Origin of the sequence: Kineosporia succinea (genome assembly GCF_030811555.1) — a bacterium.
In the GTDB taxonomy this organism is placed as follows: Bacteria; Actinomycetota; Actinomycetes; order Actinomycetales; family Kineosporiaceae; genus Kineosporia; species Kineosporia succinea.
In genome coordinates this window covers 5,753,736-5,774,302 of sequence record NZ_JAUSQZ010000001.1, presented here as the reverse complement: position 1 = coordinate 5,774,302, position 20,567 = coordinate 5,753,736, and the positions used below count along the sequence as shown (strand labels likewise).

At 67.1% G+C, this 20,567-nt stretch carries 17 protein-coding genes and 3 rRNA genes; 9 read left to right on the top strand and 11 right to left on the bottom strand.

Annotated elements, in window-relative coordinates; all coding sequences use genetic code 11:
• Positions 1 to 699: 699 nt before the first annotated feature.
• Positions 700 to 1,488 (top strand): GTP pyrophosphokinase, encoded by a 789-nt coding sequence (locus tag J2S57_RS35425; protein ID WP_370882705.1) that lies wholly within the window; start codon positions 700 to 702, stop codon positions 1,486 to 1,488.
• 307 nt (positions 1,489 to 1,795) lie between these two features.
• Here J2S57_RS35425 and rrf read toward each other — a convergent pair.
• The 4 genes from rrf to J2S57_RS25020 form a co-directional block, all read right to left on the bottom strand.
• Positions 1,796 to 1,912, bottom strand: a 5S ribosomal RNA gene (rrf, locus tag J2S57_RS25035).
• A 103-nt stretch (positions 1,913 to 2,015) separates the two neighbouring features.
• A 23S ribosomal RNA gene (locus J2S57_RS25030) occupies positions 2,016 to 5,143 on the bottom strand.
• Between the two features lie 450 nt (positions 5,144 to 5,593).
• A 16S ribosomal RNA gene (locus tag J2S57_RS25025) occupies positions 5,594 to 7,110 on the bottom strand.
• The 16S, 23S and 5S rRNA genes sit together here, the layout of an rRNA operon.
• A 628-nt stretch (positions 7,111 to 7,738) precedes the next feature.
• Positions 7,739 to 8,269: a DinB family protein gene (locus J2S57_RS25020; protein ID WP_307247247.1), complete on the bottom strand. Its 531-nt coding sequence runs from the start codon at positions 8,267 to 8,269 to the stop codon at positions 7,739 to 7,741.
• Positions 8,270 to 8,353: 84 nt separating this feature from the next.
• On the opposite strand from J2S57_RS25020, the gene J2S57_RS25015 reads away from it, so the two are divergent.
• Genes J2S57_RS25015 through J2S57_RS25005 form a run of 3 tightly spaced genes read left to right on the top strand, consistent with a single transcriptional unit; the run spans position 8,354 to position 11,108 of the window.
• Complete coding sequence (locus J2S57_RS25015; protein WP_307247245.1) at positions 8,354 to 9,610, top strand: lysophospholipid acyltransferase family protein; 1,257 nt, start codon at positions 8,354 to 8,356, stop codon at positions 9,608 to 9,610.
• A complete protein-coding gene (locus tag J2S57_RS25010; protein WP_307247243.1) occupies positions 9,607 to 10,215 on the top strand; it encodes a CDP-alcohol phosphatidyltransferase family protein in 609 nt (202 codons plus the stop codon). Before J2S57_RS25015 ends, J2S57_RS25010 begins: the two co-directional genes overlap by 4 nt.
• On the top strand, positions 10,212 to 11,108 hold the full coding sequence (locus tag J2S57_RS25005; RefSeq protein WP_307247241.1) for a phosphatidate cytidylyltransferase: 897 nt from the start codon (positions 10,212 to 10,214) through the stop codon (positions 11,106 to 11,108). The genes J2S57_RS25010 and J2S57_RS25005 overlap by 4 nt, the downstream gene beginning before the upstream one ends.
• 115 nt (positions 11,109 to 11,223) lie before the next feature.
• Here the strand turns inward: J2S57_RS25005 and J2S57_RS25000 are convergent, their stop codons facing one another.
• Together J2S57_RS25000 and ureA are read right to left on the bottom strand one after the other, a co-directional pair.
• The gene (locus tag J2S57_RS25000) at positions 11,224 to 12,921 is read right to left on the bottom strand and encodes an urease subunit alpha (protein WP_307247238.1); all 1,698 of its coding nucleotides are present in this window, start codon (positions 12,919 to 12,921) and stop codon (positions 11,224 to 11,226) included.
• Complete coding sequence (gene ureA, locus J2S57_RS24995; RefSeq protein ID WP_307247236.1) at positions 12,918 to 13,610, bottom strand: urease subunit gamma; 693 nt, start codon at positions 13,608 to 13,610, stop codon at positions 12,918 to 12,920. The genes J2S57_RS25000 and ureA overlap by 4 nt, the downstream gene beginning before the upstream one ends.
• A 79-nt stretch (positions 13,611 to 13,689) precedes the next feature.
• On the opposite strand from ureA, the gene J2S57_RS24990 reads away from it, so the two are divergent.
• Genes J2S57_RS24990 through J2S57_RS24980 form a run of 3 tightly spaced genes read left to right on the top strand, consistent with a single transcriptional unit; the run spans position 13,690 to position 15,747 of the window.
• Positions 13,690 to 14,679, top strand: a complete 990-nt coding sequence (locus J2S57_RS24990) for an agmatine deiminase family protein (protein WP_307251113.1) — start codon at positions 13,690 to 13,692, stop codon at positions 14,677 to 14,679.
• Positions 14,680 to 15,297, top strand: coding sequence for a TetR/AcrR family transcriptional regulator (locus J2S57_RS24985; RefSeq protein WP_307247234.1), 618 nt, complete (start codon positions 14,680 to 14,682; stop codon positions 15,295 to 15,297).
• Positions 15,298 to 15,306: 9 nt separating this feature from the next.
• Entirely contained in the window at positions 15,307 to 15,747 is a 441-nt protein-coding gene (locus tag J2S57_RS24980) for a GNAT family N-acetyltransferase (RefSeq protein ID WP_307247232.1), read from the top strand.
• Here J2S57_RS24980 and J2S57_RS24975 read toward each other — a convergent pair.
• Positions 15,728 to 16,267 (bottom strand): acyl-CoA thioesterase, encoded by a 540-nt coding sequence (locus J2S57_RS24975; protein ID WP_307247230.1) that lies wholly within the window; start codon positions 16,265 to 16,267, stop codon positions 15,728 to 15,730. The two genes, J2S57_RS24980 and J2S57_RS24975, sit on opposite strands and share 20 nt — an antisense overlap.
• 110 nt (positions 16,268 to 16,377) lie before the next feature.
• On the bottom strand, positions 16,378 to 17,379 hold the full coding sequence (locus J2S57_RS24970; RefSeq protein WP_307251111.1) for an AraC family transcriptional regulator: 1,002 nt from the start codon (positions 17,377 to 17,379) through the stop codon (positions 16,378 to 16,380).
• Here J2S57_RS24970 and J2S57_RS24965 point away from each other — a divergent pair.
• Together J2S57_RS24965 and J2S57_RS24960 are read left to right on the top strand one after the other, a co-directional pair.
• Positions 17,299 to 17,634 carry a hypothetical protein gene (locus J2S57_RS24965; protein ID WP_307251170.1) on the top strand — a complete coding sequence of 112 codons (336 nt, stop codon included), beginning with the start codon at positions 17,299 to 17,301 and terminating at the stop codon, positions 17,632 to 17,634. The genes J2S57_RS24970 and J2S57_RS24965 overlap by 81 nt on opposite strands.
• A gap of 105 nt (positions 17,635 to 17,739) precedes the next feature.
• A complete protein-coding gene (locus tag J2S57_RS24960) occupies positions 17,740 to 18,372 on the top strand; it encodes a histidine phosphatase family protein (RefSeq protein ID WP_307247228.1) in 633 nt (210 codons plus the stop codon).
• 134 nt (positions 18,373 to 18,506) lie between these two features.
• On the opposite strand, the gene J2S57_RS24955 is transcribed toward J2S57_RS24960, so the two are convergent.
• The 3 genes from J2S57_RS24955 to J2S57_RS24945 form a co-directional block, all read right to left on the bottom strand.
• Entirely contained in the window at positions 18,507 to 19,355 is an 849-nt protein-coding gene (locus J2S57_RS24955) for a PIG-L family deacetylase (protein ID WP_370882704.1), read from the bottom strand.
• A 103-nt stretch (positions 19,356 to 19,458) separates the two neighbouring features.
• The gene (gene ybiA / locus J2S57_RS24950; protein ID WP_307247223.1) at positions 19,459 to 20,004 is read right to left on the bottom strand and encodes a riboflavin biosynthesis intermediates N-glycosidase; all 546 of its coding nucleotides are present in this window, start codon (positions 20,002 to 20,004) and stop codon (positions 19,459 to 19,461) included.
• Between the two features lie 63 nt (positions 20,005 to 20,067).
• Positions 20,068 to 20,538, bottom strand: a complete 471-nt coding sequence (locus J2S57_RS24945) for a hypothetical protein (RefSeq protein WP_307247221.1) — start codon at positions 20,536 to 20,538, stop codon at positions 20,068 to 20,070.
• Positions 20,539 to 20,567 lie beyond the last annotated feature (29 nt).

Below are 20,567 nucleotides of genomic sequence, written 5' to 3'. Positions count from 1 at the left end.
GGGCATCGTGTTTGAATCAGTGAAGAGGGTGGGACGAGTCCGCCCCGGAGTCCGTCAGGAGGGGCCCGCGTGGGCGAGAACCCCAGCGATGCCCTGGTGCTGGCCGCCGAGCGGCTTTTCGCCGAGCACGGGGTGCAGGCGGTGCACGAGCAGCACATCAGCGAGGCCGCCGGGCACGACGTCACGGCCCACTTCGGCAGCCGTGACGAGCTGGTGCGAGCCGTGGTGCAGCGGCACGCCCGCGACATCGCCCACGAGCGGGAGCAGCTGATCAAAGCCGTGCGTGATCCGCTCGACCTGCGCGAATGGGTGCACGTCGAGGTCAGCTCGGTGATCGTGCACCTGCGGGCCCTGGAGCGGCCGAGCTGGTACGCGCGTTTCCGTGCGCAGGTGCCCGCCGCCACGTCGCCCGACCTGGCGCGGTCGCCCGACCTGACGCGGTCGTCCGACCTGGCGCAGTCGCCCGACCTGGTGCACCAGCACATCGGACGCTGCCTGCCCCATCTCTCGCCCGACGTGCTCGCCCAGCGTCGCGCCATGATGCAGCACCTGATCGACGACGCGATCATGCGGCACGAACGGCTGCTGGCCGAGGACGCCTCCGCACAACCCGGCTGGGATCAGGTCGCCGAGCAGCTGACGGACACCGTCACCGCTCTCTGGCGCGCCCCGGCCGCCCCTTCGGCCTCGACCGGGGTGATGCTCCTGCCCCAGACGCCACCCCAGCCCAACCCGCAGCTGCTGAGCTTCGTGCGGCAGATGCGCGAGGACTTCACCCGGTTCCTGATGGAATACCAGTTCGCGGTCGACGAGGTGCTCACCAAGGTCTCGGTGCTGCGCGAGGAGTTCCTGCACCTGCACCGCTACAACCCGATCGAGCACGTGAACTCCCGGCTCAAGTCGCCCGAGAGCATCCTCGAGAAGGTCGCCCGCCGCGGGATCCACCCCAGCCTGCCGTCGATCCGCGAGAACATCACCGACATCGCCGGCGTGCGCATCACCTGCAGCTTCATCGCCGACACCTACCGCGTGCTGGAAACCCTCACCTCGCAAGACGATGTGCGGCTCATCCAGACCAAGGACTACATCGCCAACCCCAAGGCCAACGGTTACAAGAGCCTGCACGCGATCATCGAGATCCCGGTGTTTCTGTCGACGGGCCCGGTGCCGGTGATCGTCGAGCTGCAGATCCGCACCATCGCCATGGACTTCTGGGCCAGCCTCGAGCACAAGATCTTCTACAAGTACGACCGCGAGGTGCCGCCCCACCTGGTCCGCGAGCTCACCGAGGCCGCGGCGGCGGCCGAGCAACTCGACCGCCGCATGGAGCAGCTGCATCACGAGGTGCACGGGGTGGGTCAGCCGACCGACCGGCCCGAGGCCAGCATCTACGACATCGATGGCGCCCTGCTGCAGCAGCTGTGGCACCTGGCACAGCAGCAGCCTCCGCCGCCTGGTGCCCGCGAGTTGCCGGGGTCGTCGGCGTAGGTTCGCTCGCGGGCCCATGGTGGACGCGTCGGTCGCGTCGGTCTTTTCGGCTCACTGTGGCCGGCCGGATCACGTCGGGCCGGGGCATGGGCTGTGTGTCGGACGGAGCCTCGGCGGCCTTCCGGGGCCTTCCTGGACGGGCGGGGTGATGCTGGTGCGGCCTGGCCGCGCCAAGATCACCCGATCCTCGTTCTCCCTGGAGGCAAACGCACCGATCCTCGTCCTCCCTGGGGGGCAAACGCAGAAGTGGCGGCCCGCGCCGCCTTCTTTCGAAGGCGGGGGCCGCCACTTCTGTCTTTCAATGATTGTCCGGCGATGTCCTACTCTCCCACACCGTAACCAGTGCAGTACCATCGGCGCAGGCAGGCTTAGCTTCCGGGTTCGGAATGAGACCGGGCGTTTCCCTGCCGCTATGATCGCCGTAACTCTACCGGCACAACCAGCCACCCTCGTGGGTGGGCGTGGTCGTTTCCCGTGAACCGCATAGTGGACGTGAACAATCTTTACGCGCTCAACTCAACGAGTGAGTGAGTAAGTCATCGGCATATTAGTACCGGTCAGCTTCACAAGTCTTCAGTCCTTGCTTCCACATCCGGCCTATCAACCCAGTAGTCTAGCTGGGAGCCTCTCACACCTCGAGGGTGCATGGAAACCTCATCTTGAAGCGAGCTTCCCGCTTAGATGCCTTCAGCGGTTATCCCTTCCGAACGTAGCTAACCAGCGGTGCCCTTGGCAGGACAACTGGCACACCAGAGGTTCGTCCGTCCCGGTCCTCTCGTACTAGGGACAGCCCTTCTCAAGTTTCCAACGCGCGCAGCGGATAGGGACCGAACTGTCTCACGACGTTCTAAACCCAGCTCGCGTACCGCTTTAATGGGCGAACAGCCCAACCCTTGGGACCTACTCCAGCCCCAGGATGCGACGAGCCGACATCGAGGTGCCAAACCATGCCGTCGATATGGACTCTTGGGCAAGATCAGCCTGTTATCCCCGGGGTACCTTTTATCCGTTGAGCGACAGCGCTTCCACAAGCCACTGCCGGATCACTAGTCCCGACTTTCGTCCCTGCTCGACCTGTCGGTCTCACAGTCAAGCTCCCTTGTGCACTTACACTCGACACCTGATTGCCAACCAGGCTGAGGGAACCTTTGGGCGCCTCCGTTACTCTTTAGGAGGCAACCGCCCCAGTTAAACTACCCACCAGGCACTGTCCCTGATCCGGATCACGGACCAAAGTTAGACATCCAGAACGACCAGAGTGGTATTTCAACGTCGACTCCACCAACACTAGCGTGCCAGCTTCACAGTCTCCCACCTATCCTACACAAGCCGTACCGAACACCAATACCAAGCTATAGTAAAGGTCCCGGGGTCTTTCCGTCCTGCTGCGCGTAACGAGCATCTTTACTCGTAGTGCAATTTCGCCGAGTTCGCGGTTGAGACAGCGGAGAAGTCGTTACGCCATTCGTGCAGGTCGGAACTTACCCGACAAGGAATTTCGCTACCTTAGGATGGTTATAGTTACCACCGCCGTTTACTGGCGCTTAAGTTCTCAGCTTCGCCCTTACGAGCTAACCGGTCCCCTTAACGTTCCAGCACCGGGCAGGCGTCAGTCCGTATACATCGTCTTGCGACTTCGCACGGACCTGTGTTTTTAGTAAACAGTCGCTTCTCCCTGGTCTCTGCGGCCCTCAAACGCTCACCGGAGCAAGTCCAGGTCACGCCTCAGGCCCCCCTTCTCCCGAAGTTACGGGGGCATTTTGCCGAGTTCCTTAACCACGATTCACTCGATCGCCTTAGTATTCTCTACCTGACCACCTGAGTCGGTTTAGGGTACGGGCGGCTCGAACCTCGCTAGATGCTTTTCTCGACAGCATAGGATCACCCACTTCCCGCCAATGCGGTCATCATCACATCTCAGGCTCATCATCAAAGAAAGAACTGCGGATTTGCCTACAGCTCGCCCTACATGCTTAAACGTGGACAACCATCGCCACGCGGAGGCTACCTTCCTGTGTCACACCATCGCTTAACTACTACCGATTCAGGTCCAAGGCTCCACCGCCGGCACCCGAAGGTCCCATTGGCTTCACGATGTTAGTATCCTCGGGTTCGCTATGGGCGGTTCTACGCCGGTACGGGAATATCAACCCGTTGTCCATCGACTACGCCTGTCGGCCTCGCCTTAGGTCCCGACTTACCCAGGGCGGATTAGCCTGGCCCTGGAACCCTTGGTCATTCGGCGGACGGGTTTCTCACCCGTCTTTCGCTACTCATGCCTGCATTCTCACTCGTGTGGCGTCCACGCCTGGGTCACCCCGACGCTTCACTCGCCACACGACGCTCCCCTACCCATCCCAACACCTGAAAAACTCATCAAGGAGAATCTAGGTCATTGCTGGAATGCCACAGCTTCGGCGGTGTACTTGAGCCCCGCTACATTGTCGGCGCGGAATCACTTGACCAGTGAGCTATTACGCACTCTTTAAAGGGTGGCTGCTTCTAAGCCAACCTCCTGGTTGTCACAGCAACTCCACATCCTTTCCCACTTAGCACACGCTTAGGGGCCTTAGCTGGTGATCTGGGCTGTTTCCCTCTCGACTACGAAGCTTATCCCCCGCAGTCTCACTGCCACGCTCTCACTTACCGGCATTCGGAGTTTGGCTGACGTCAGTAACCTTGTAGGGCCCATTAGCCATCCAGTAGCTCTACCTCCGGCAAGAAACACGCAACGCTGCACCTAAATGCATTTCGGGGAGAACCAGCTATCACGGAGTTTGATTGGCCTTTCACCCCTACCCACAGCTCATCCCCCAGGTTTTCAACCCTGGTGGGTTCGGTCCTCCACGCGGTCTTACCCGCGCTTCAACCTGGCCATGGGTAGATCACTCCGCTTCGGGTCTAGAGCATGCGACTGAATCGCCCTGTTCGGACTCGCTTTCGCTACGGCTACCCCACACGGGTTAACCTCGCCACACACCACTAACTCGCAGGCTCATTCTTCAAAAGGCACGCCGTCACCCCGCAAGGCTCCGACGGATTGTAGGCACACGGTTTCAGGTACTATTTCACTCCCCTCCCGGGGTACTTTTCATCTTTCCCTCACGGTACTAGTCCGCTATCGGTCACCAGGGAGTATTTAGGCTTAGCAGGTGGTCCTGCCAGATTCACACGAGATTCCACGAGCCCCGTGCTACTTGGGACGCCCACAAGAAAGACCAGCACATTTCGTCTACGGGACTAACACCCTCTACGGTCGCCCATTCAATGGCGTTCGACTACATGCAGGTTTTTTGACTCTCCACTACCTCGACAGCGGTAATAAGCGGGATCCCACAACCCCGGACATGCAACGCCTGTCAGCTATCACACACGCCCGGTTTGGCCTCATCCGCTTTCGCTCGCCACTACTCACGGAATCACTGTTGTTTTCTCTTCCTGACGGTACTGAGATGTTTCACTTCCCGTCGTGCCCTCCCAACACCCTATATATTCAGGTGCAGGTGACTGGACTTGCCTCCAGCCGGGTTACCCCATTCGGAAATCCTCGAATCACAGCTCGGTTGCCAGCTCCTCGAGGCTTATCGCAGGCTCCTACGTCCTTCATCGGCTCCTGGTGCCAAGACATCCACCGTGTGCCCTTAAAAACTTACCAACACACCCCACCCACAAAAGGGGCAGGATGCACTCGGAAAAATTAAGCACAGAATTAAAGATGCTCACGTCCACTATGCAGTTCACAAGCAACGAACACACACAACCCTCAAGCTCACCAGTTGCCCCGTCGCCGGCGGAATCACTTCCGACCCACGTCGAGGCACTTTGATGAAGGACTGTCATGCCTTCGGCAGCAGGACCTCACGATCCCACCAGCCTGAGATACACGGCCCACCAGACTGTTCCCAGCCTCGTGGTCCGCTCCCTCAGGACCCAACAGTGCATCCCCAACCCCACCCCGGGATTGAGAGCCAACCGATGTTCCACCCTTGAGCAGCCACCCCGCAACCAGCGGTCACCGGAATGGATGACCGTCATCGTGCAGGCAATGGCATACCTCTGAACCGTCAACCAGCCTGAGCCGGTGAGGTTTTCGAGTGCTCCTTAGAAAGGAGGTGATCCAGCCGCACCTTCCGGTACGGCTACCTTGTTACGACTTCGTCCTAATCGCCAGTCCCACCTTCGACGACTCCCTCCCTTACGGGTTAGGCCATCGGCTTCGGGTGTTACCGACTTTCATGACGTGACGGGCGGTGTGTACAAGGCCCGGGAACGTATTCACCGCAGCGTTGCTGATCTGCGATTACTAGCGACTCCGACTTCACGGGGTCGAGTTGCAGACCCCGATCCGAACTGAGACCAGCTTTTTGGGATTCGCTCCACCTCACGGTCTCGCAGCCCTTTGTACTGGCCATTGTAGCATGCGTGAAGCCCAAGACATAAGGGGCATGATGATTTGACGTCATCCCCACCTTCCTCCGAGTTGACCCCGGCAGTCTCCCATGAGTCCCCACCATAACGTGCTGGCAACATGGAACGAGGGTTGCGCTCGTTGCGGGACTTAACCCAACATCTCACGACACGAGCTGACGACAACCATGCACCACCTGTGAGGCGCCCTTGCGGACCCCGTATCTCTACGAGTTTTCACCCCATGTCAAGCCTTGGTAAGGTTCTTCGCGTTGCATCGAATTAATCCGCATGCTCCGCCGCTTGTGCGGGCCCCCGTCAATTCCTTTGAGTTTTAGCCTTGCGGCCGTACTCCCCAGGCGGGGCGCTTAATGCGTTAGCTGCGGCGCAGAACACGTGGAATGTGCCCCACACCTAGCGCCCAACGTTTACGGCATGGACTACCAGGGTATCTAATCCTGTTCGCTCCCCATGCTTTCGCTCCTCAGCGTCAGTAGTGGCCCAGAGACCCGCCTTCGCCACCGGTGTTCCTCCTGATATCTGCGCATTTCACCGCTACACCAGGAATTCCAGTCTCCCCTACCACACTCTAGCCTGCCCGTACCCACTGCACGCCCAGAGTTAAGCCCTAGGTTTTCACAGCAGACGCGACAGACCGCCTACGAGCTCTTTACGCCCAATAATTCCGGACAACGCTTGCACCCTACGTATTACCGCGGCTGCTGGCACGTAGTTAGCCGGTGCTTCTTCTGCAGGTACCGTCACTTGCGCTTCTTCCCTGCTGAAAGAGGTTTACGACCCGAAGGCCTTCATCCCTCACGCGGCGTCGCTGCGTCAGGCTTTCGCCCATTGCGCAATATTCCCCACTGCTGCCTCCCGTAGGAGTCTGGGCCGTGTCTCAGTCCCAGTGTGGCCGGTCGCCCTCTCAGGCCGGCTACCCGTCGTCGCCTTGGTAGGCCATTACCCCACCAACAAGCTGATAGGCCGCGAGCTCATCCCTGACCGAAAAACTTTCCACACACAGACCATGCAGCCATGTGTCATATCCGGTATTAGCCACCGTTTCCCGTGGTTATCCCAGAGTCAGAGGCAGATTACTCACGTGTTACTCACCCGTTCGCCACTGATCCCCTCCGAAGAGGTTCACCGTTCGACTTGCATGTGTTAAGCACGCCGCCAGCGTTCGTCCTGAGCCAGGATCAAACTCTCCGTAAATAATCTTCTAGGAAGATTTTTAGCGAAGTGTTGCAAGAATCCTGACCAACAACTCCGATCCCGTTACCCAGACCACCGACGGGGGTCGATGACCTGCGGAACCGAAGACCATTAGCCAGAGACCATCCCAATCGGGACAATCATTTGGCATCGGTTGTTCAGATGCACTGTTGAGTTCTCAAGGAGCGGACGCTCAGAACTTCCTGCCTTTCGGCGTTCCGTCCTGGCGACGTGTTAAACATTAGAGCGTTTCCAGCACCCCGGTCAAATCCGCGTTTCCAGCGAATTCAGCCGAAGATAGAGCTCTTCCCTCAATGCGGAAGGCACCATGAAGAGAGCCCACCCCGAGAGGCGTGCGACATTCACCGATGCCTCTGATCAAAAGAAGAAGGTTTACGGCCCCAGGACCGGCCACTTGGTGTCCGGTGCTCCTGCGGCGCTCGCTGTTCACGGCTGTGACCGGCGAAAAACCCTTGGAGAACATTACCAGGCCTCCGGCGTCGCGCTGACCAACCCAGCGCGACGCCCGTCACGGAGCGTTCGGGCCCGGGGCGCAGCCCTCCGTCGGGCCCGCAGCTCAGGCCCCGGTCCAGGCCCCCGGTCCAGGCCCCCGGCTCAGGCCCCCGGCTCAGGCCGGCTTGCTCGAGGCCTTCAGCAGACGGACCGTGCCGATCTCCGCGGCGTTCTTCATCAGCTCCGCGTTCACCCACGCCGCCATGTCCGCCACGGAACGCTCGGCGTCCGGGGGCCAGGGGAACGATGACGGGCTGTCCAGGACCTCGTCACTCAGCTGGTCGAGCACGTCCCGCCACTGGGAGCCGAGCGTGCGCAGCCAGGTGACCGCGTCGTCCCCCATTCCCGGGAACGCCACCTCGGAGGGGTCACGGGGCGTGCGACCGGCGGCCTGGTCGAGCGCGGCCCCGAGCCACCAGCCCAGGTGCCAGCTCGTCCACGCGATCGTCGGGGTGGGGATGGGATCGGGTTCGCTGTCGGCCCAGTCCGGGAGCCAGCTGCCGTCGGCCTGCGCGTGCAGGGTCCAGCACAGCGGACCGGGCTCCCAGAGGAAGTCCTCGGGCTCCAGGCGTTCCAGGTGGTACTCGAAGAAGGACCAGGCCAGATCGAACTGCCAGCGCAACAGGTCGCGACGAGGGGACTCCATCGCGCGACCATCCCACGCGATCTTCTGGACGGCAATGGTGTTACTCACCCGTCCGCTGTCGGTGGGGACCGCTAGTTTCGTCCCGTGACCGGCCAGGACTCCTCTTCTTCCGCGCCCACCGGCGACGATGCCCGCCCGACGATCCCCCGGGCCTCGTCCTGGGTGCGGGCCGTCGCGTGGGACCAGATCCTGCGTCTGCTCTGCGGCGGCGTGGGAGTGGGCGGGCAGGTGCCCCAGGGGCCCGCCGTGGTTGTCGCCAACCACTCCAGCCACGCCGATACCGCCGCTCTGCTCGCCGTACTCGGCAAGCGGGGGTCGGTGCTGGTCGTCGCCGGGGGCGACTACTGGAACGGGTGGCGGGGCCGGCTGGCCCGCGACGTGGTGGGCATCCTGCCGATCAAGCGCGACGGCGGGTTCGAGGCCCTGCTCGACGCGGCGGGCGCCCATCTGGCGCAGGGCGGCATGGTCGTCATCTTCCCCGAGGGCACGCGCACGCGAGACGGCTCGCTGGGCCGGTTCCGCGCCGGAGCCGTGCGGCTCGCCGCGGCCACCGGGGCACCGGTCGTGCCCACGGGCGTCCACGGCACTCGTGAGCTCTTCGGCAAGAACCGTCTGCCCGACCTGAGCAGCACCCGCACCGCGCCGCTGGGCGTGCGCTTCGGCAGCCCGGTCACGGTCGCGCCCGAGGCCGACAGCGCCCGCATCAGCCAGGAGCTGCGCAACGACGTGGAGCACCTGCTCGCCACCGGCCCAGCCCCGGTGAGCCCGTCGCCGATGTGGGAGTGGGCGCGCCTGAACCTGCGCGGTCGCGGCGGCATGGCCTGGACCTTCGGGTGGGCCTTCGCCGAGGGGCTGTTCTGGCCGATCGTCGCCGAGACCGGCACCATCCCGGTCGCGCTGGCGCACGGGCGCAAGGCCGCGCCGGCGGTGGTCGCGGCCGCCGCCGGGTCGGTCGCCGGGGTCGCGGTCAACTACACGCTGGCCCGTCAGGGGGTGCGCGTGCCGTGGCCGCTCACCACCCCGCAGATGCACGACACGGCCCGCCAGCAGCTGAGGGCCGATGTGGGGCACGCCCTCAAGGAGCAGCGCGGCAACGGCATCCCGGTCAAGGTCTACGCCCGCACCGCGGGTGAGATGCGCCTGAGCCCGGGCCGGCTCATCACGTCGGCGGCGCTGGCCCGCAGTTCCCGCATCATCCCGGTCGGGCTGGCCGCGGCCGCGGCCGGTGAGCTCGCGCAGCGCCGGCTGAAGGTGAGTTACGGCGGGGTGCTGGCGCTGTGCGGCGTCGGTCTCGCGGTCGGGCTCGAGCTGGTCGTGCGCAGCTGGAAGCAGCACCGGTGAGCGGCACCGGTCTGTACGCGGCCAAGGCCTGGTACACCGCCCGGCTCGGCGTGTTCATCCGCTGGGCCGTGGGCAGGAACGTCAGCCCCGACGTGTTCACCGCCGTCGGAGTGATCGGCGGGGTCGTGGCGGCGGGCTTCCTGGCGCTGTCGGCCGAGCACCCGAACCCGCTCTGGGCGCTCCCGGTCCTCGCGGCGCAGGCCCTGCGCCTGGCCGGGGCGAATCTCGACGGTGCGGTGGCCCGGGCCCGGGGCGTCAGCCGGCCGTGGGGCTTCGTGCTCAACGAGATCGGTGACCGGGCCGGGGATCTCGTGGTGATCGTCGTGCTCGCCCACTACGCCGGGGGCTGGTGGGGGCTGATCGGTCTGGCCGGATCGACACTGCCCACGTTCGCGTCGCTGAGCCTGGCCGGAGCCGGGGGCCCGCGGCTCAACGGTGGGCCGCTGGGCAAGACCGAACGCTGCCTGATCACGGTGCTCGTCGCGCTGACCGCCACCTGGTGGGAGCCCTGGGCCGCGGCCTGTGCGCTGATCGGCGTCGGAGGTCTGATCACGGCGGTGCTGCGGTTCCGCACCGGGCACGCAGCCCTGAGAGCCGCGGCATGAACTGGCTCACCGATCGTCTCGACCTGTTCGGCGACCCGTCGTGGCACGTCACCGTTCTCGGCCTCGATCTGCAGGGCCGCGGTCTGTACCTGGCTCTGCTGGCGTCGTCGCTGCTGCTGCTCACGGCCCCGGTCGCGCTGAAACTCGGCGGGGAGATCCGCACCCGCTGGCAGACCTGGGCGATGATCCTGCCGGTCGTCGGGATCCCGCTGTGGACGGGCCGGATCGCCACCACGATCCTGGCCACCCTGCTCGCGGCCGGCGCGAGCCTGGAGTACGCGCGAGTGGCGAAGCTGGCGCGCGCCGACACCGTCTGGCTGCTGGGTTGCGCGGTGGTCATGCCCCTGGCCACGCTCTCGTCCCGGGGTTTCCCGATCGCGGGCTGGGTGCCGTGGGCCATTCTCGGCGGAGCGGCGATCCCGCTGCTCGGCGCCGATCACGTCGACGGGTTCCGGCGGGCCGCGATGACCTCGTTCGGCATCGTCTGGCTGTGCTGGTCTCTGGCCAACCTGCCGCTGCTGGGGCGCGACGCGTTCGTCGTCCTGTTCGCGGCCGCCTGTGCCGACGTGGGCGCGTTCGTCGGCGGCACGTCGCTCAAACGGTTCGCCTGGGGCCGGGCCGGTCTCACACCGCTGTCACCGAACAAGACCTGGGGCGGGGTGGCCGGTGGTTTCGTCGCGGCCACGCTGATCCTGCTGGCCTGCGACTCGTTCTCGATCGGCTGGCTGCTGGCCGTGTGGATCGGCGGCATCGCGGGTGACCTGCTGGAGTCGATGCTCAAACGTCAGCAGTCGGTGAAGGACGCGGGTGACTGGCTTCCCGGGTTCGGCGGGCTGCTCGACCGGATCGACAGCCTGCTCATCGCCATGCCGCTGGCGGTCCTGCTCGCCTGACCACCGCGCCCGGTTCACCCACGGGATCAGGTGACCGACGCGTCTGCACGCTGTCATGCGGCGTCCGACCATCTCAGACGTGAGCCCCCTGCCGGTGCGCGGAAGCGACCACCGCTCAGAGGAAGTAGAGCCGGTTCAGCGCCGTCGACTCGGCCGGCGCGGACGTGACCGGCTCGTCGTCCACCGTCACCGCCCCCGAGGCGGAGACCCGCACCGACGCCAGCCGCGAGTTGAGCAGCATCTGCGCCGGCCCGATCCCCCGGGTACCGCGCACGCCCACCCGGCGGCGGCGCGTGGTCATCGAGTCGTTGCCGTCCGAAGCCGCGGCCTGCGAGGTGAACGCCACCGACAGGTCGGCCGGCGTCGCCCCGTGCCCACCGAACTGCGGCCCGTAGACCAGGGGCTCGGCCCGGTCGATCGCCGCGTTCGGGTCGCCGGTGACCCCGTGGGCCGGGAACCCGGCCTTGAGCACGAGTTCGGGCTTGGCCCCGAAGAACTCCGGACGCCACAGCACCACGTCGGCGAGCCGCCCGGGCGAGAGCGTGCCGACCTCGTGGGAAAGCCCGTGCGCAATGGCCGGATTGGCGGTGAGCTTGGCGATGTAGCGCAGCGCCCGGTCGTTGTCGTGCGCACCGGAAGCACCCAGTTCACGCTTCATCTTTCCCGCGAGAGCGAATGTCCGGCGCACCGTCTCCCCCGCACGTCCCATGCCCTGCGCGTCGGACGAGGTGATCGGGATGATGCCGAGGTCGTGCAGCACGTCCTCGGCGCCCATCGTGCCCGCGCGGATCCGGTCGCGGGCCAGCGCGGCGTCCCCCGGGATGTCTTCCTTCAGGCCGTGGGCCGACATGATCATGTGGAAGTGCTCGGCCACCGCGTCACGGCCGAAGGGCAGCGTGGGGTTGGTGGACGAGCCGATCACGTTGGAGACACCGGCCAGGCTGAGCACGTTCGGCACATGCCCCCCGCCGCAGCCCTCGATGTGGAACGCGTGGATCGTGCGCCCCTCGAGCACGGCGAGCGTGTCTTCGACGGACAGGGACTCGTTGATGCCGTCGGTGTGCAGCGCGACCTGGACATCGTGGTCCTCCGCCACCCGCAGCGCGGTGTCGAGGGCGCGGGCGTGGGCGCCCATGTCCTCGTGCACCTTGAACCCGCAGGCCCCGCCCTCGACCAGGGCCTCCACCGACGACCCCGGGTCGGAGGCCGAGCCCCGGCCCAGGAAGCCGATGTTCACCGGCCAGGCGTCGAACGCGTTGAACGCGTGCCGCAGCGCCCAGGGCGAGTTCACCCCGACACCCCAGACCGGCCCGAACTCCTGCCCGATGATCGTGGTGACTCCGCTGGCCAGCGACGCCTCCATGATGCGGGGGCTGAGCAGGTGCACGTGGGTGTCGATCGCGCCCGCCGTCGCGATCAGGCCCTCGCCGGGCACGATCGTGGTGCCGGTGCCGACCACCACGTCCACCCCCTCGAGCGTGTCCGGATTGCCGGCCCGCCCGATCGCGCTGATCCGGCCCTCGCGGATCCCGATCGAGACCTTGCGGATGCCGAGCACCGCGTCGATCACCACGACGTTACTGATCACGACGTCGCAGGTCTCGCGCACCGTCGCGGCCCTGAGATGCATGCCGTCACGGGCGGTCTTGGCGAAACCGGCCAGGAACTCCTCCCCCGGCCTCTGCGCGTCGTCCTCGACCTCGACCACCAGACCGGTGTCGCCCAGGTGGATGCGGTCACCCGCCCGCGGGCCGTAGGTGCTCGCATAGTCGGTGCCCTCGAGGCTCGCGGTGCGGCGGCAGCCCTGGCTCATACGTCGTCTCCCGAGTCCTCGTAACCGCACGCGTGCGCCTTGCGCAGCGCCTCGTCCCGCGCCCCCGGTGCGTCGAGGGGGCCGTCGACCAGCCCCGCGAAACCGATGACGACGCGGCCACCACCGATCGGGGTCAGCGCCACCTTCTGGGTCTGGCCGGGATCGAACCGCACCGTGCCGCCCGCGTCGATCGCGAGACGGCGCCCGTAGGCGAGTTTCCGGTCGAACCGCAGCCGGGGGTTGACCTCGAAGAAGTGGAAGTGCGACGTGACGCTGACCGGCACGGGCGCGGTGTTGGTCACCTCGAGCGTCACGGTGTCGTCGAAGGCGACGGGAGCGGCCGGGCCGGGAACGACGGCGCCGGGCGCGTTCGCGGAGGACGGCACCTCGCCGAACGGGTCGGTCACCACGACCAGCCGGGTCCCGTCGTCGAACACCGCCTCGACCTCGACCCGGGTCACGATCGCGGCCACCCCGTCCAGGACGTCGGCCGCGCCGAGCACCGAACGCCCCGCCTGCATGGCCTCGGCCAGACGCGATCCGTCCCGGGCCGCCTCGCACACCGTGTCGGCGATCAGCGCGGTCGCCTCGGGGACGTTGAGCCGCAGCCCCCGCGCCCGGCGGGCACGCGCCAGCTCCGCCGTCGTGAAGATCAGCAGCCGGTCGCGTTCCGTGGGTGTCAACCGCATCCCGTCACCATAATCGAAACCCTTTCGGTTATGGTGGGCCGACTCGCGACCGGTTCCCCAGGAGGTCCCCGTGCTCCACATGCCCGCCGAGTGGGAACCCCACGCGCGCACCTGGATGGCCTTCCCTCCGCCCAACCAGACGTTCGGCGAGGAGGGCGGCCCCGACCTGGCCCGCGCCCGCACGGCGTGGAGCACGGTGGCCAACACGATCGCGCGGTTCGAGCCGGTCACGGTGGCGGTCACACGTGAGGACGCGCCGGTCGCCCGGGCGCTCCTGTCACCGGACGTCGGGCTGGCGGAGATGCCCCTCGACGACGCCTGGCTCCGCGACTCCGGCCCCACGTTCGTCCGGTCGCCGGACGCACTGCACGCCGTCGACTGGATCTTCAACGGCTGGGGCGCCCAGAGCTGGGCCCGCTGGGACCACGACGCGAAGGTGGCCACGACGGTCGCCGGCCTGGCCGGCGTACCCGTCACGTCGTCCTCCATCACCCAGGAGGGCGGCGCCTTCCACGTCGACGGCGAGGGCACCGTCCTGCTCACCGACACCGTGCAGCTCGACCCCGACCGCAACCCGGGCTGGACCCGCGAGGACGTCGAGGCCGAGATCCACGCCCGCCTCGGCACCCGTACCGCGATCTGGCTGCCCCGCGGGCTCACCGCCGACTACGGCGAGTTCGGCACCCGCGGGCACGTCGACATCGTGGCCGCGTTCACCCGGCCCGGCACCGTCGTCGTGCACACCCAGACCGATCCCGGGCACCCGGATCACGCTGTCAGCCAGGAGGTCTCGGCCATCCTGAGGGACGCGACCGATGCCTCCGGCCGCCGCCTCGAGGTGATCGAGCTCCTCGCCCCGGAACGGCACGAGAGCGACCACTCGTACGTGAACCACTACGTCGCCAACGGCGTCGTCGTGCTCTGCGCCTTCGACGACCCCCGCGACGAGCAGGCGAAAGCCGTGCTGCAGGCCGCCTACCCCGGCCGCGAGGTGGTGCTTGTCGACGCCCGCGACATCTTCGCGTTCGGCGGCGGCATCCACTGCATCACCCAGCAGCAGCCCCGCTGAATGGCCCGTCCCCTCAAGGCCCTGCTGTCGCGCGACGCCATCCTGCGCGCGGCCCTGGACCAGATCGACACCACCGGCACCCTCGGCCTGCCCGCACTCGCACGTTCCCTCGGAGTGAGCACGTCATCGCTCTACCACCACGTGAAGGGCGGCCGTGAGGAGGTCCTGGAGGGAGTGCGCGGCCTGCTGTCGGCGGAATGCATGCCCGCGCACCGGCTTCCGGGCGAGAGCTGGCGGGAGTTCACCGAACGCTGGGCCCTGTCGTACCGGGCCGGTTACGCGGCCCACCCGGCAGCCGTTCCCCTGCTGACGACCCAGACCGTCTCCCACCCGGCCACGCTCGCCTCCTACGAGACCCTGGCCGAGGTGCTGCACGAGGCCGGGTTCGGCGACGAGGAACTGCTGCACGCCGTGACGGTGCTCGACAACTTCGTCCTCGGCTCGGCGCTGGACGCGGGTGCGCCGGTGGAGGTCTGGGCCGATCGCGGCAGCGAGGACTCCGCGCTCTCGCGAGCGCTGCGGGCCACGCGCGCCCAGCCGGGTGACCGGTCGCAGCGGGCCTTCCGGCTCGGCCTGGAGAGCCTGCTCACCGGCCTGGAGCGCTTGCTGCCGGTCTAGGATGAAGGCATGGCCGACTGGACGTTTCGCCCCGCCACCGACGAAGACCTCGAGCGCATAGCCGATCTCAAGGTGCTCGTGATCCGCCCGCACCTGGAGCGGCTGCGCCCGTGGGACGAGGCGTCGGCGCGGCACTACCTGTACGTCCGCTGGCACGCGGCCAATGTCCGCGTCATCGAGGTCGGTGGTGAGTTCGCCGGGTGTGTGGCCCTGCGCCAGGCCGAGGACTGCCGGTGGATCGAGCAGTTCTACCTATACCCGCAGTTCCAGGGGCAGGGCCTGGGCACCGCGGTGATCGGGGCCCTGCTCGAGGAGTGCGACGCCGACGGTCAGGTCGTGCGGCTCGACGTGCTGCAGCAGAGCCCGGCCCGGCGCCTGTACGAGCGGCACGGGTTCACGCTGGAGCACGAGGACGAGCTGGACGCGTTCCTCATTCGCCGGCCGCGCTGATCTTCGACGACACCCGCACGCTGCTGGCCCATTCCCGAACCCAGGCAGGCAGTTCCAGGTCGGCCGGGTAGCCGCCCACCGACTCCTCGAGCTCGGCGTGGGTCACCGAGCCACCGCCGCGCCTGAGGAAGCGCACCTGGATCACGGCGCGCGCCATGGTCTCGCCGCGCGAGACGAACGTCTGCTCGAGGTAGGAGTTGCGCTCGTCGAAACCGAGCATGCGGGTGTGCACCTCGAACTTCTGCCCGAGGGTCAGCGAGCGCCGGTAGGTGATGGTCTGCGCGGCGACGACCGGGAACCAGCCGCGGCGCTTGACCTCCGCCCAGTAGCCGGCACGCACGAGCAGGTCGAGGCGGGACAGGTCGCAGAAGCCGAGGTAGCGGCTGTTGGTCATGTGGCGGAACACGTCGAGGTCGTTGGGGAACACCCGGAACGGGGTACGGGTGCCCTCCCAGAGCGTGACCGGCCGGCGGAAGCGCACGAGCAGGTTGAGCAGCAGCAGGCGCAGGTAGAGGTTCATCAGCAGCTTTCCAGATCGGTCGGGCCCGGGCGGACCGATCGCGCCGCTGCGCTCGGCCCGGTCATCCTAGAACCTGGGTGAGCGGGCGCTTAGCCGGGTGACGTCAGGAGTCAGGCGCCGGGGTCCTTTCTCCAGTGCATCGGGGAGACTCCGGTGTGCCGACGGAAAGCTCGGCTGAGAGCGGTGCCCGACGAGAACCCGACCCGGCCGCCGATCCCGGTCAGGTCGAGATCGGTTGAGCGCAGGAGATGCTTGGCCCGGTGAATCCGCCACCACGTGAGGTGCTCGAGAGGCCCTTGGCCCGAGACCGATCGAAACGCCGCGGCAAAGGCCGAGCGTGACATGCCCGCACAACGAGCGAGCTCAGCCACGGTCCACGGGCGGGCGAGATCGTCGTGGGCCGCGCGTACGGCCCGGGCCAGCCGGTCGTCGTGCAACAGCGCCAGCCAGGTGCCGTCCGCGAAACACGACGCCGCTGCGCGCACGGTGCTCACGTAGACGACATCCGCCAGGCGAGCGGTGATCACCGCACCGCCCGGCTCCGGGCGATCGGTCTCGGCCGCGATCAGCCTGATCACTGCCGACAGGGAGGACGCCAGGTTCGCGGTCTCGTCGAGCTTGAGCACCTGCGGCAGGGCACGCAGCACCGGCTCCGCCGAAAGGGCCTCCACCTCGAGCGAGAGGCTGTGGAGCACCGCGCCGGGTGAACCCTCGATCAGGTATTCGGGCCCGGCGCCGGCGAAGAGAATCTGGCCGGCCACCAGGGTCAGGCCGGGCAGTGCCTGCGCCGTGACCGTGACCTCACCCCGGTCCACCAGCGCCACCCGGGTGGCACCCCGCGGAGCGGGGCCTCGCACCGACCAGCCGTCTGTCCCGGACAACAGCTCGTACCCGGCGTTTGCGCTGTTGGTCGTCCTGAGGACGGAGTCGAGCGGGTCCACGATTCCTCGGTTCTGGGTGCTGGACGATCGGTCATGATTCTTGGACGAGAAGGGGCAGCGCGTCCAGTCCGGGATTTCTACGATCTCCGCATGACCTACTTGATGCTCGCCCAGCTCCAGCTGCGCTACGGATTCGCTCACCTGCCGGCCTACACCGAGGGGATGCGGCATGTTCGCGAGCTGTTCGAGAGTCAGGGGATCATGCTGGAGCGCGCCACCGTCACCAAGGTCGGCCCGCTGTACGAGACCTGGAACCTCTGGCGTATCGACGATCCCGGTCACGTGGACCGGGCGATGGCTGTGCTCGCCCCGACCTTCACCCAGGAGCAGCAGGAGGCGATCGCCGCCATGCATGCCGTGGTCGAGAGCGAGCAGGTACGGATCCTGGAGAACGTGGACCTGCCCTCCCCGTCCACCACCCCCTGAGAACGGGGAGGAAGAGCCGGTCAGGCCTGGGCGCCGATGAGCGACACGTGAGGTGCCGGGGCCGTGATGCACGTCCCGGCCCCGGCGTCCCGGCTGGAGGGTGGCGTGAGCGAGGATGGTGAACCCCGCTCGAAAGAGGTACCCATGCGCCTGCTGCTCATCCGTCACGGCCAGACCCACTCCAACGTCAGCGGCGCGCTCGACACCGCCCGCCCCGGGGCCGACCTCACCGACCTGGGCCGTGAGCAGGCCGAACTGCTGGTGCAGCGGCTCGTGGACGAGCCGATCGACGCCCTGCACGCGTCCACGCTGGTGCGTACGCAGCAGACGATCGCGCCTCTGGCCCGGGCGCGGGGCCTGGACGTGACGATTCACGACGGTCTGCGCGAACTCGACGCCGGTGACCTGGAGATGAACACCGACGACGAGTCCGTGGAGCTCTACATCAAGGTGGCCATGAGCTGGGCGGCCGGGCAGGACGACGTGCGGATGCCCGGCGGCCCGACCGGCGCCGAGGCGTTCGGGCGCTACGACCGGGCGATCGCCGACATCGCGGCCACCGGCTCGGCGTGCGCGGCGGTGGTCAGTCACGGCGCCGTGATCCGCACCTGGGTGGCGGCGCGGGCCCGGGACGTCGACGCGGACTACGCGGCAGCGCACCCGCTGCTCAACACCCAGATCGTGAAACTCATTGGCGACCCGGAAGCGGGCTGGCTGGTGGAGGACTGGGGCTGGTGACCCGGGCGCCGGCGGTCGGGGTGGACCGCCGGCCACTGCTTCGAGGGGCGACTGCTTCGAGGGGCCACTGCTTCGAGGTCAGCGCCCGATGCTCAGCGCAGGCCTTCGGAGAGGTCGGCCTCGCGAGGCGCCCCTCAGCGCAGCCCTTCGAACAGGTCGGCCTCGCGGGGCGCTCCCTCGGCCATCCCGACCAGCTGGAACGGCTCGACGCCCATCATCACGCCGAACCGCTCGACCCCGAGCGCCAGCATCATCGCGCTGTCGGACTGGCTCGCGTGCGCGGACAGCGCGTCGAACTTCTGCTGACTCCAGGCCGTCACGTCGACCCAGGTGGTGAGCTCCGCGTCGGGCACACCCATGGGCAGCCGCTCACCGCGCTCGAGCATCGCCTGCATCTCGGCCTCGTACTTCGCGCCCTCGGCCTTCTCCTCCTCGGTGCCGAACTCGGCCATCAGGTCTCCCCACTTCTGCATCTGCGAGTAGGGCATCGACGACCAGTAGACCTTGGACGGCTGCCACTCCTCACCGGCCAGCAGCCCGACCGCGGCCATGGTGATGCGGTGGGCCTGGATGTGGTCGGGATGACCGTAGACACCGTTCGCGTCGTAGGTGACCACCACGTCGGGACGGTGCTGCCGCATCAGCCCGGCCAGGCGGGCGGCGGCCTCGTCGACGGGGGTGTTCCAGAACGCCCCCGGCAGCGTGTTCGTGTCCCAGCCCATCATGCCGGAGTCGTGGTAGCCGAGCTGCTCGACCACGTCGATGCCGAGAACCTTGGCGCTGCGCTCGAGCTCACCCGCCCGCACCCGCACCACGGCCTCGGGCTCGTGCCCCTCCGCCCCGGGCTTGACCCCGCCGGGACCATCGCCACAGCGCCCGTCGGTGCAGGTCACGAGCACGGTGCGGATGCCCTCGGCCGCAGCCTTGGCGAACACACCACCGGTGCCGGTCGCCTCGTCGTCGGGGTGGGCATGCACGGCCATCAGCGTCAGGGTCACATCGCGAGATTAACCCCGACCACCGACAGCATCGGACCGGTTCAGCCCTCGGCGCACCCGGGTGAACGTCCGGTGCAGGCGGAATACCTCAGAGCCGGTCCCGCACGTCCATCAGCGCGAACCCGAGCAGGTTCAGACCCCGCCAGCGGGCCGGGTCGGGCACCGCCTCGTGATCGGCCGCCAGCCCCACGCCCCAGACCCGGTCGATCGGGCTGGCCTCGACCAGCACCCGCCCAGCCGTCCGGCGCAGGACCTCACCCAGCTCGGGCAGCTGGGTGAACTTGGCCAGATTGCCGTCCGCGACCAGCTCGTAGCGGTGTTCCTCCCAGAGCGCCTGGTCGAACCCGCGCACCTGCCTTCCCAGCTTCTGCGCCTGGGCCGGGTGCCCGGCCGCCAGGATCCTCTCCAGCGCCGCCTCGTCACCGAACAGCCGGGCCTTGCCGGCCATCATCCAGTGCTCGGCCGTGGGGTAGGTGACACCCTCGATCTCGAACCGCGACGGGAACCACTGACTGAAACAGCCGCTGCCGACGCGGCCGTCGCGCTCGCGGTCGTGCTTCCAGAAGAACACGAACTTCTTCGGCCTGTGCGCGCGCACCTCGGCGAGCCGTGCGCTGGGATCCGTCCATGGCATGCGGCCATGATGGCTCGCTCGTCACAGTGACGCGAAGGGTTTAACGGTGGACGACGTGGTCACCTACCGCATCCCCGAGCGCGACAGCAGCCAGTAGTTGACCTCCACGTAGTCGGCGAGCTCGGGATGGGTGAACCCGTCGCTCAGGTCGGGCGCCAGCGTGCCCAGCCATCGATTCACCGGCCCCCACAGCCACAGGCCACCCGCCGCCGCGGTGAAAGGCGCGGGAAAACCCATCCTTTCGCGGTGCTCACGCACCCATTCGGCCACGGTCGGCACCGTGACCCCGGCCCGCTCGGCGATCATCGTGCGGGTGACCAGATCCTCGACCAGCCGGTGCACCTGCACACCGCCCCGGTGCAGCTCACCGACGATGCCCTGCACCGCGCCGAGCACCGACGGCCCCTCGGCCGCGAGCGCCAGCTCGCAGCCGCCGGCGAAGGTGCGCGGCACCGCGTCGAAGGCGTCGATGACCGCACTCTCCTGCCGTTCGGTCATCGGGTCGACCAGGAACGCCATTTCGTACCAGGCCATCGCGGGCTCCTAGGGTCTGCCCTGCGGAT

Coding starts and splice junctions, on each gene's coding strand:
- J2S57_RS35425 (WP_370882705.1), top strand. CDS start 700: ATGCTCCTGCCCCAGACGCCACCCCAGCCCAACCCGCAGCTGCTGAGC.
- J2S57_RS25020 (WP_307247247.1), bottom strand. CDS start 8,269: ATGGAGTCCCCTCGTCGCGACCTGTTGCGCTGGCAGTTCGATCTGGCC.
- J2S57_RS25005 (WP_307247241.1), top strand. CDS start 10,212: ATGAACTGGCTCACCGATCGTCTCGACCTGTTCGGCGACCCGTCGTGG.
- J2S57_RS25000 (WP_307247238.1), bottom strand. CDS start 12,921: ATGAGCCAGGGCTGCCGCCGCACCGCGAGCCTCGAGGGCACCGACTAT.
- ureA (WP_307247236.1), bottom strand. CDS start 13,610: ATGCGGTTGACACCCACGGAACGCGACCGGCTGCTGATCTTCACGACG.
- J2S57_RS24990 (WP_307251113.1), top strand. CDS start 13,690: ATGCCCGCCGAGTGGGAACCCCACGCGCGCACCTGGATGGCCTTCCCT.
- J2S57_RS24985 (WP_307247234.1), top strand. CDS start 14,680: ATGGCCCGTCCCCTCAAGGCCCTGCTGTCGCGCGACGCCATCCTGCGC.
- J2S57_RS24980 (WP_307247232.1), top strand. CDS start 15,307: ATGGCCGACTGGACGTTTCGCCCCGCCACCGACGAAGACCTCGAGCGC.
- J2S57_RS24975 (WP_307247230.1), bottom strand. CDS start 16,267: ATGAACCTCTACCTGCGCCTGCTGCTGCTCAACCTGCTCGTGCGCTTC.
- J2S57_RS24965 (WP_307251170.1), top strand. CDS start 17,299: ATGACCTACTTGATGCTCGCCCAGCTCCAGCTGCGCTACGGATTCGCT.
- J2S57_RS24970 (WP_307251111.1), bottom strand. CDS start 17,379: ATGCCGCATCCCCTCGGTGTAGGCCGGCAGGTGAGCGAATCCGTAGCG.
- J2S57_RS24955 (WP_370882704.1), bottom strand. CDS start 19,355: ATGGCCGTGCATGCCCACCCCGACGACGAGGCGACCGGCACCGGTGGT.
- ybiA (WP_307247223.1), bottom strand. CDS start 20,004: ATGCCATGGACGGATCCCAGCGCACGGCTCGCCGAGGTGCGCGCGCAC.
- J2S57_RS24945 (WP_307247221.1), bottom strand. CDS start 20,538: ATGGCCTGGTACGAAATGGCGTTCCTGGTCGACCCGATGACCGAACGG.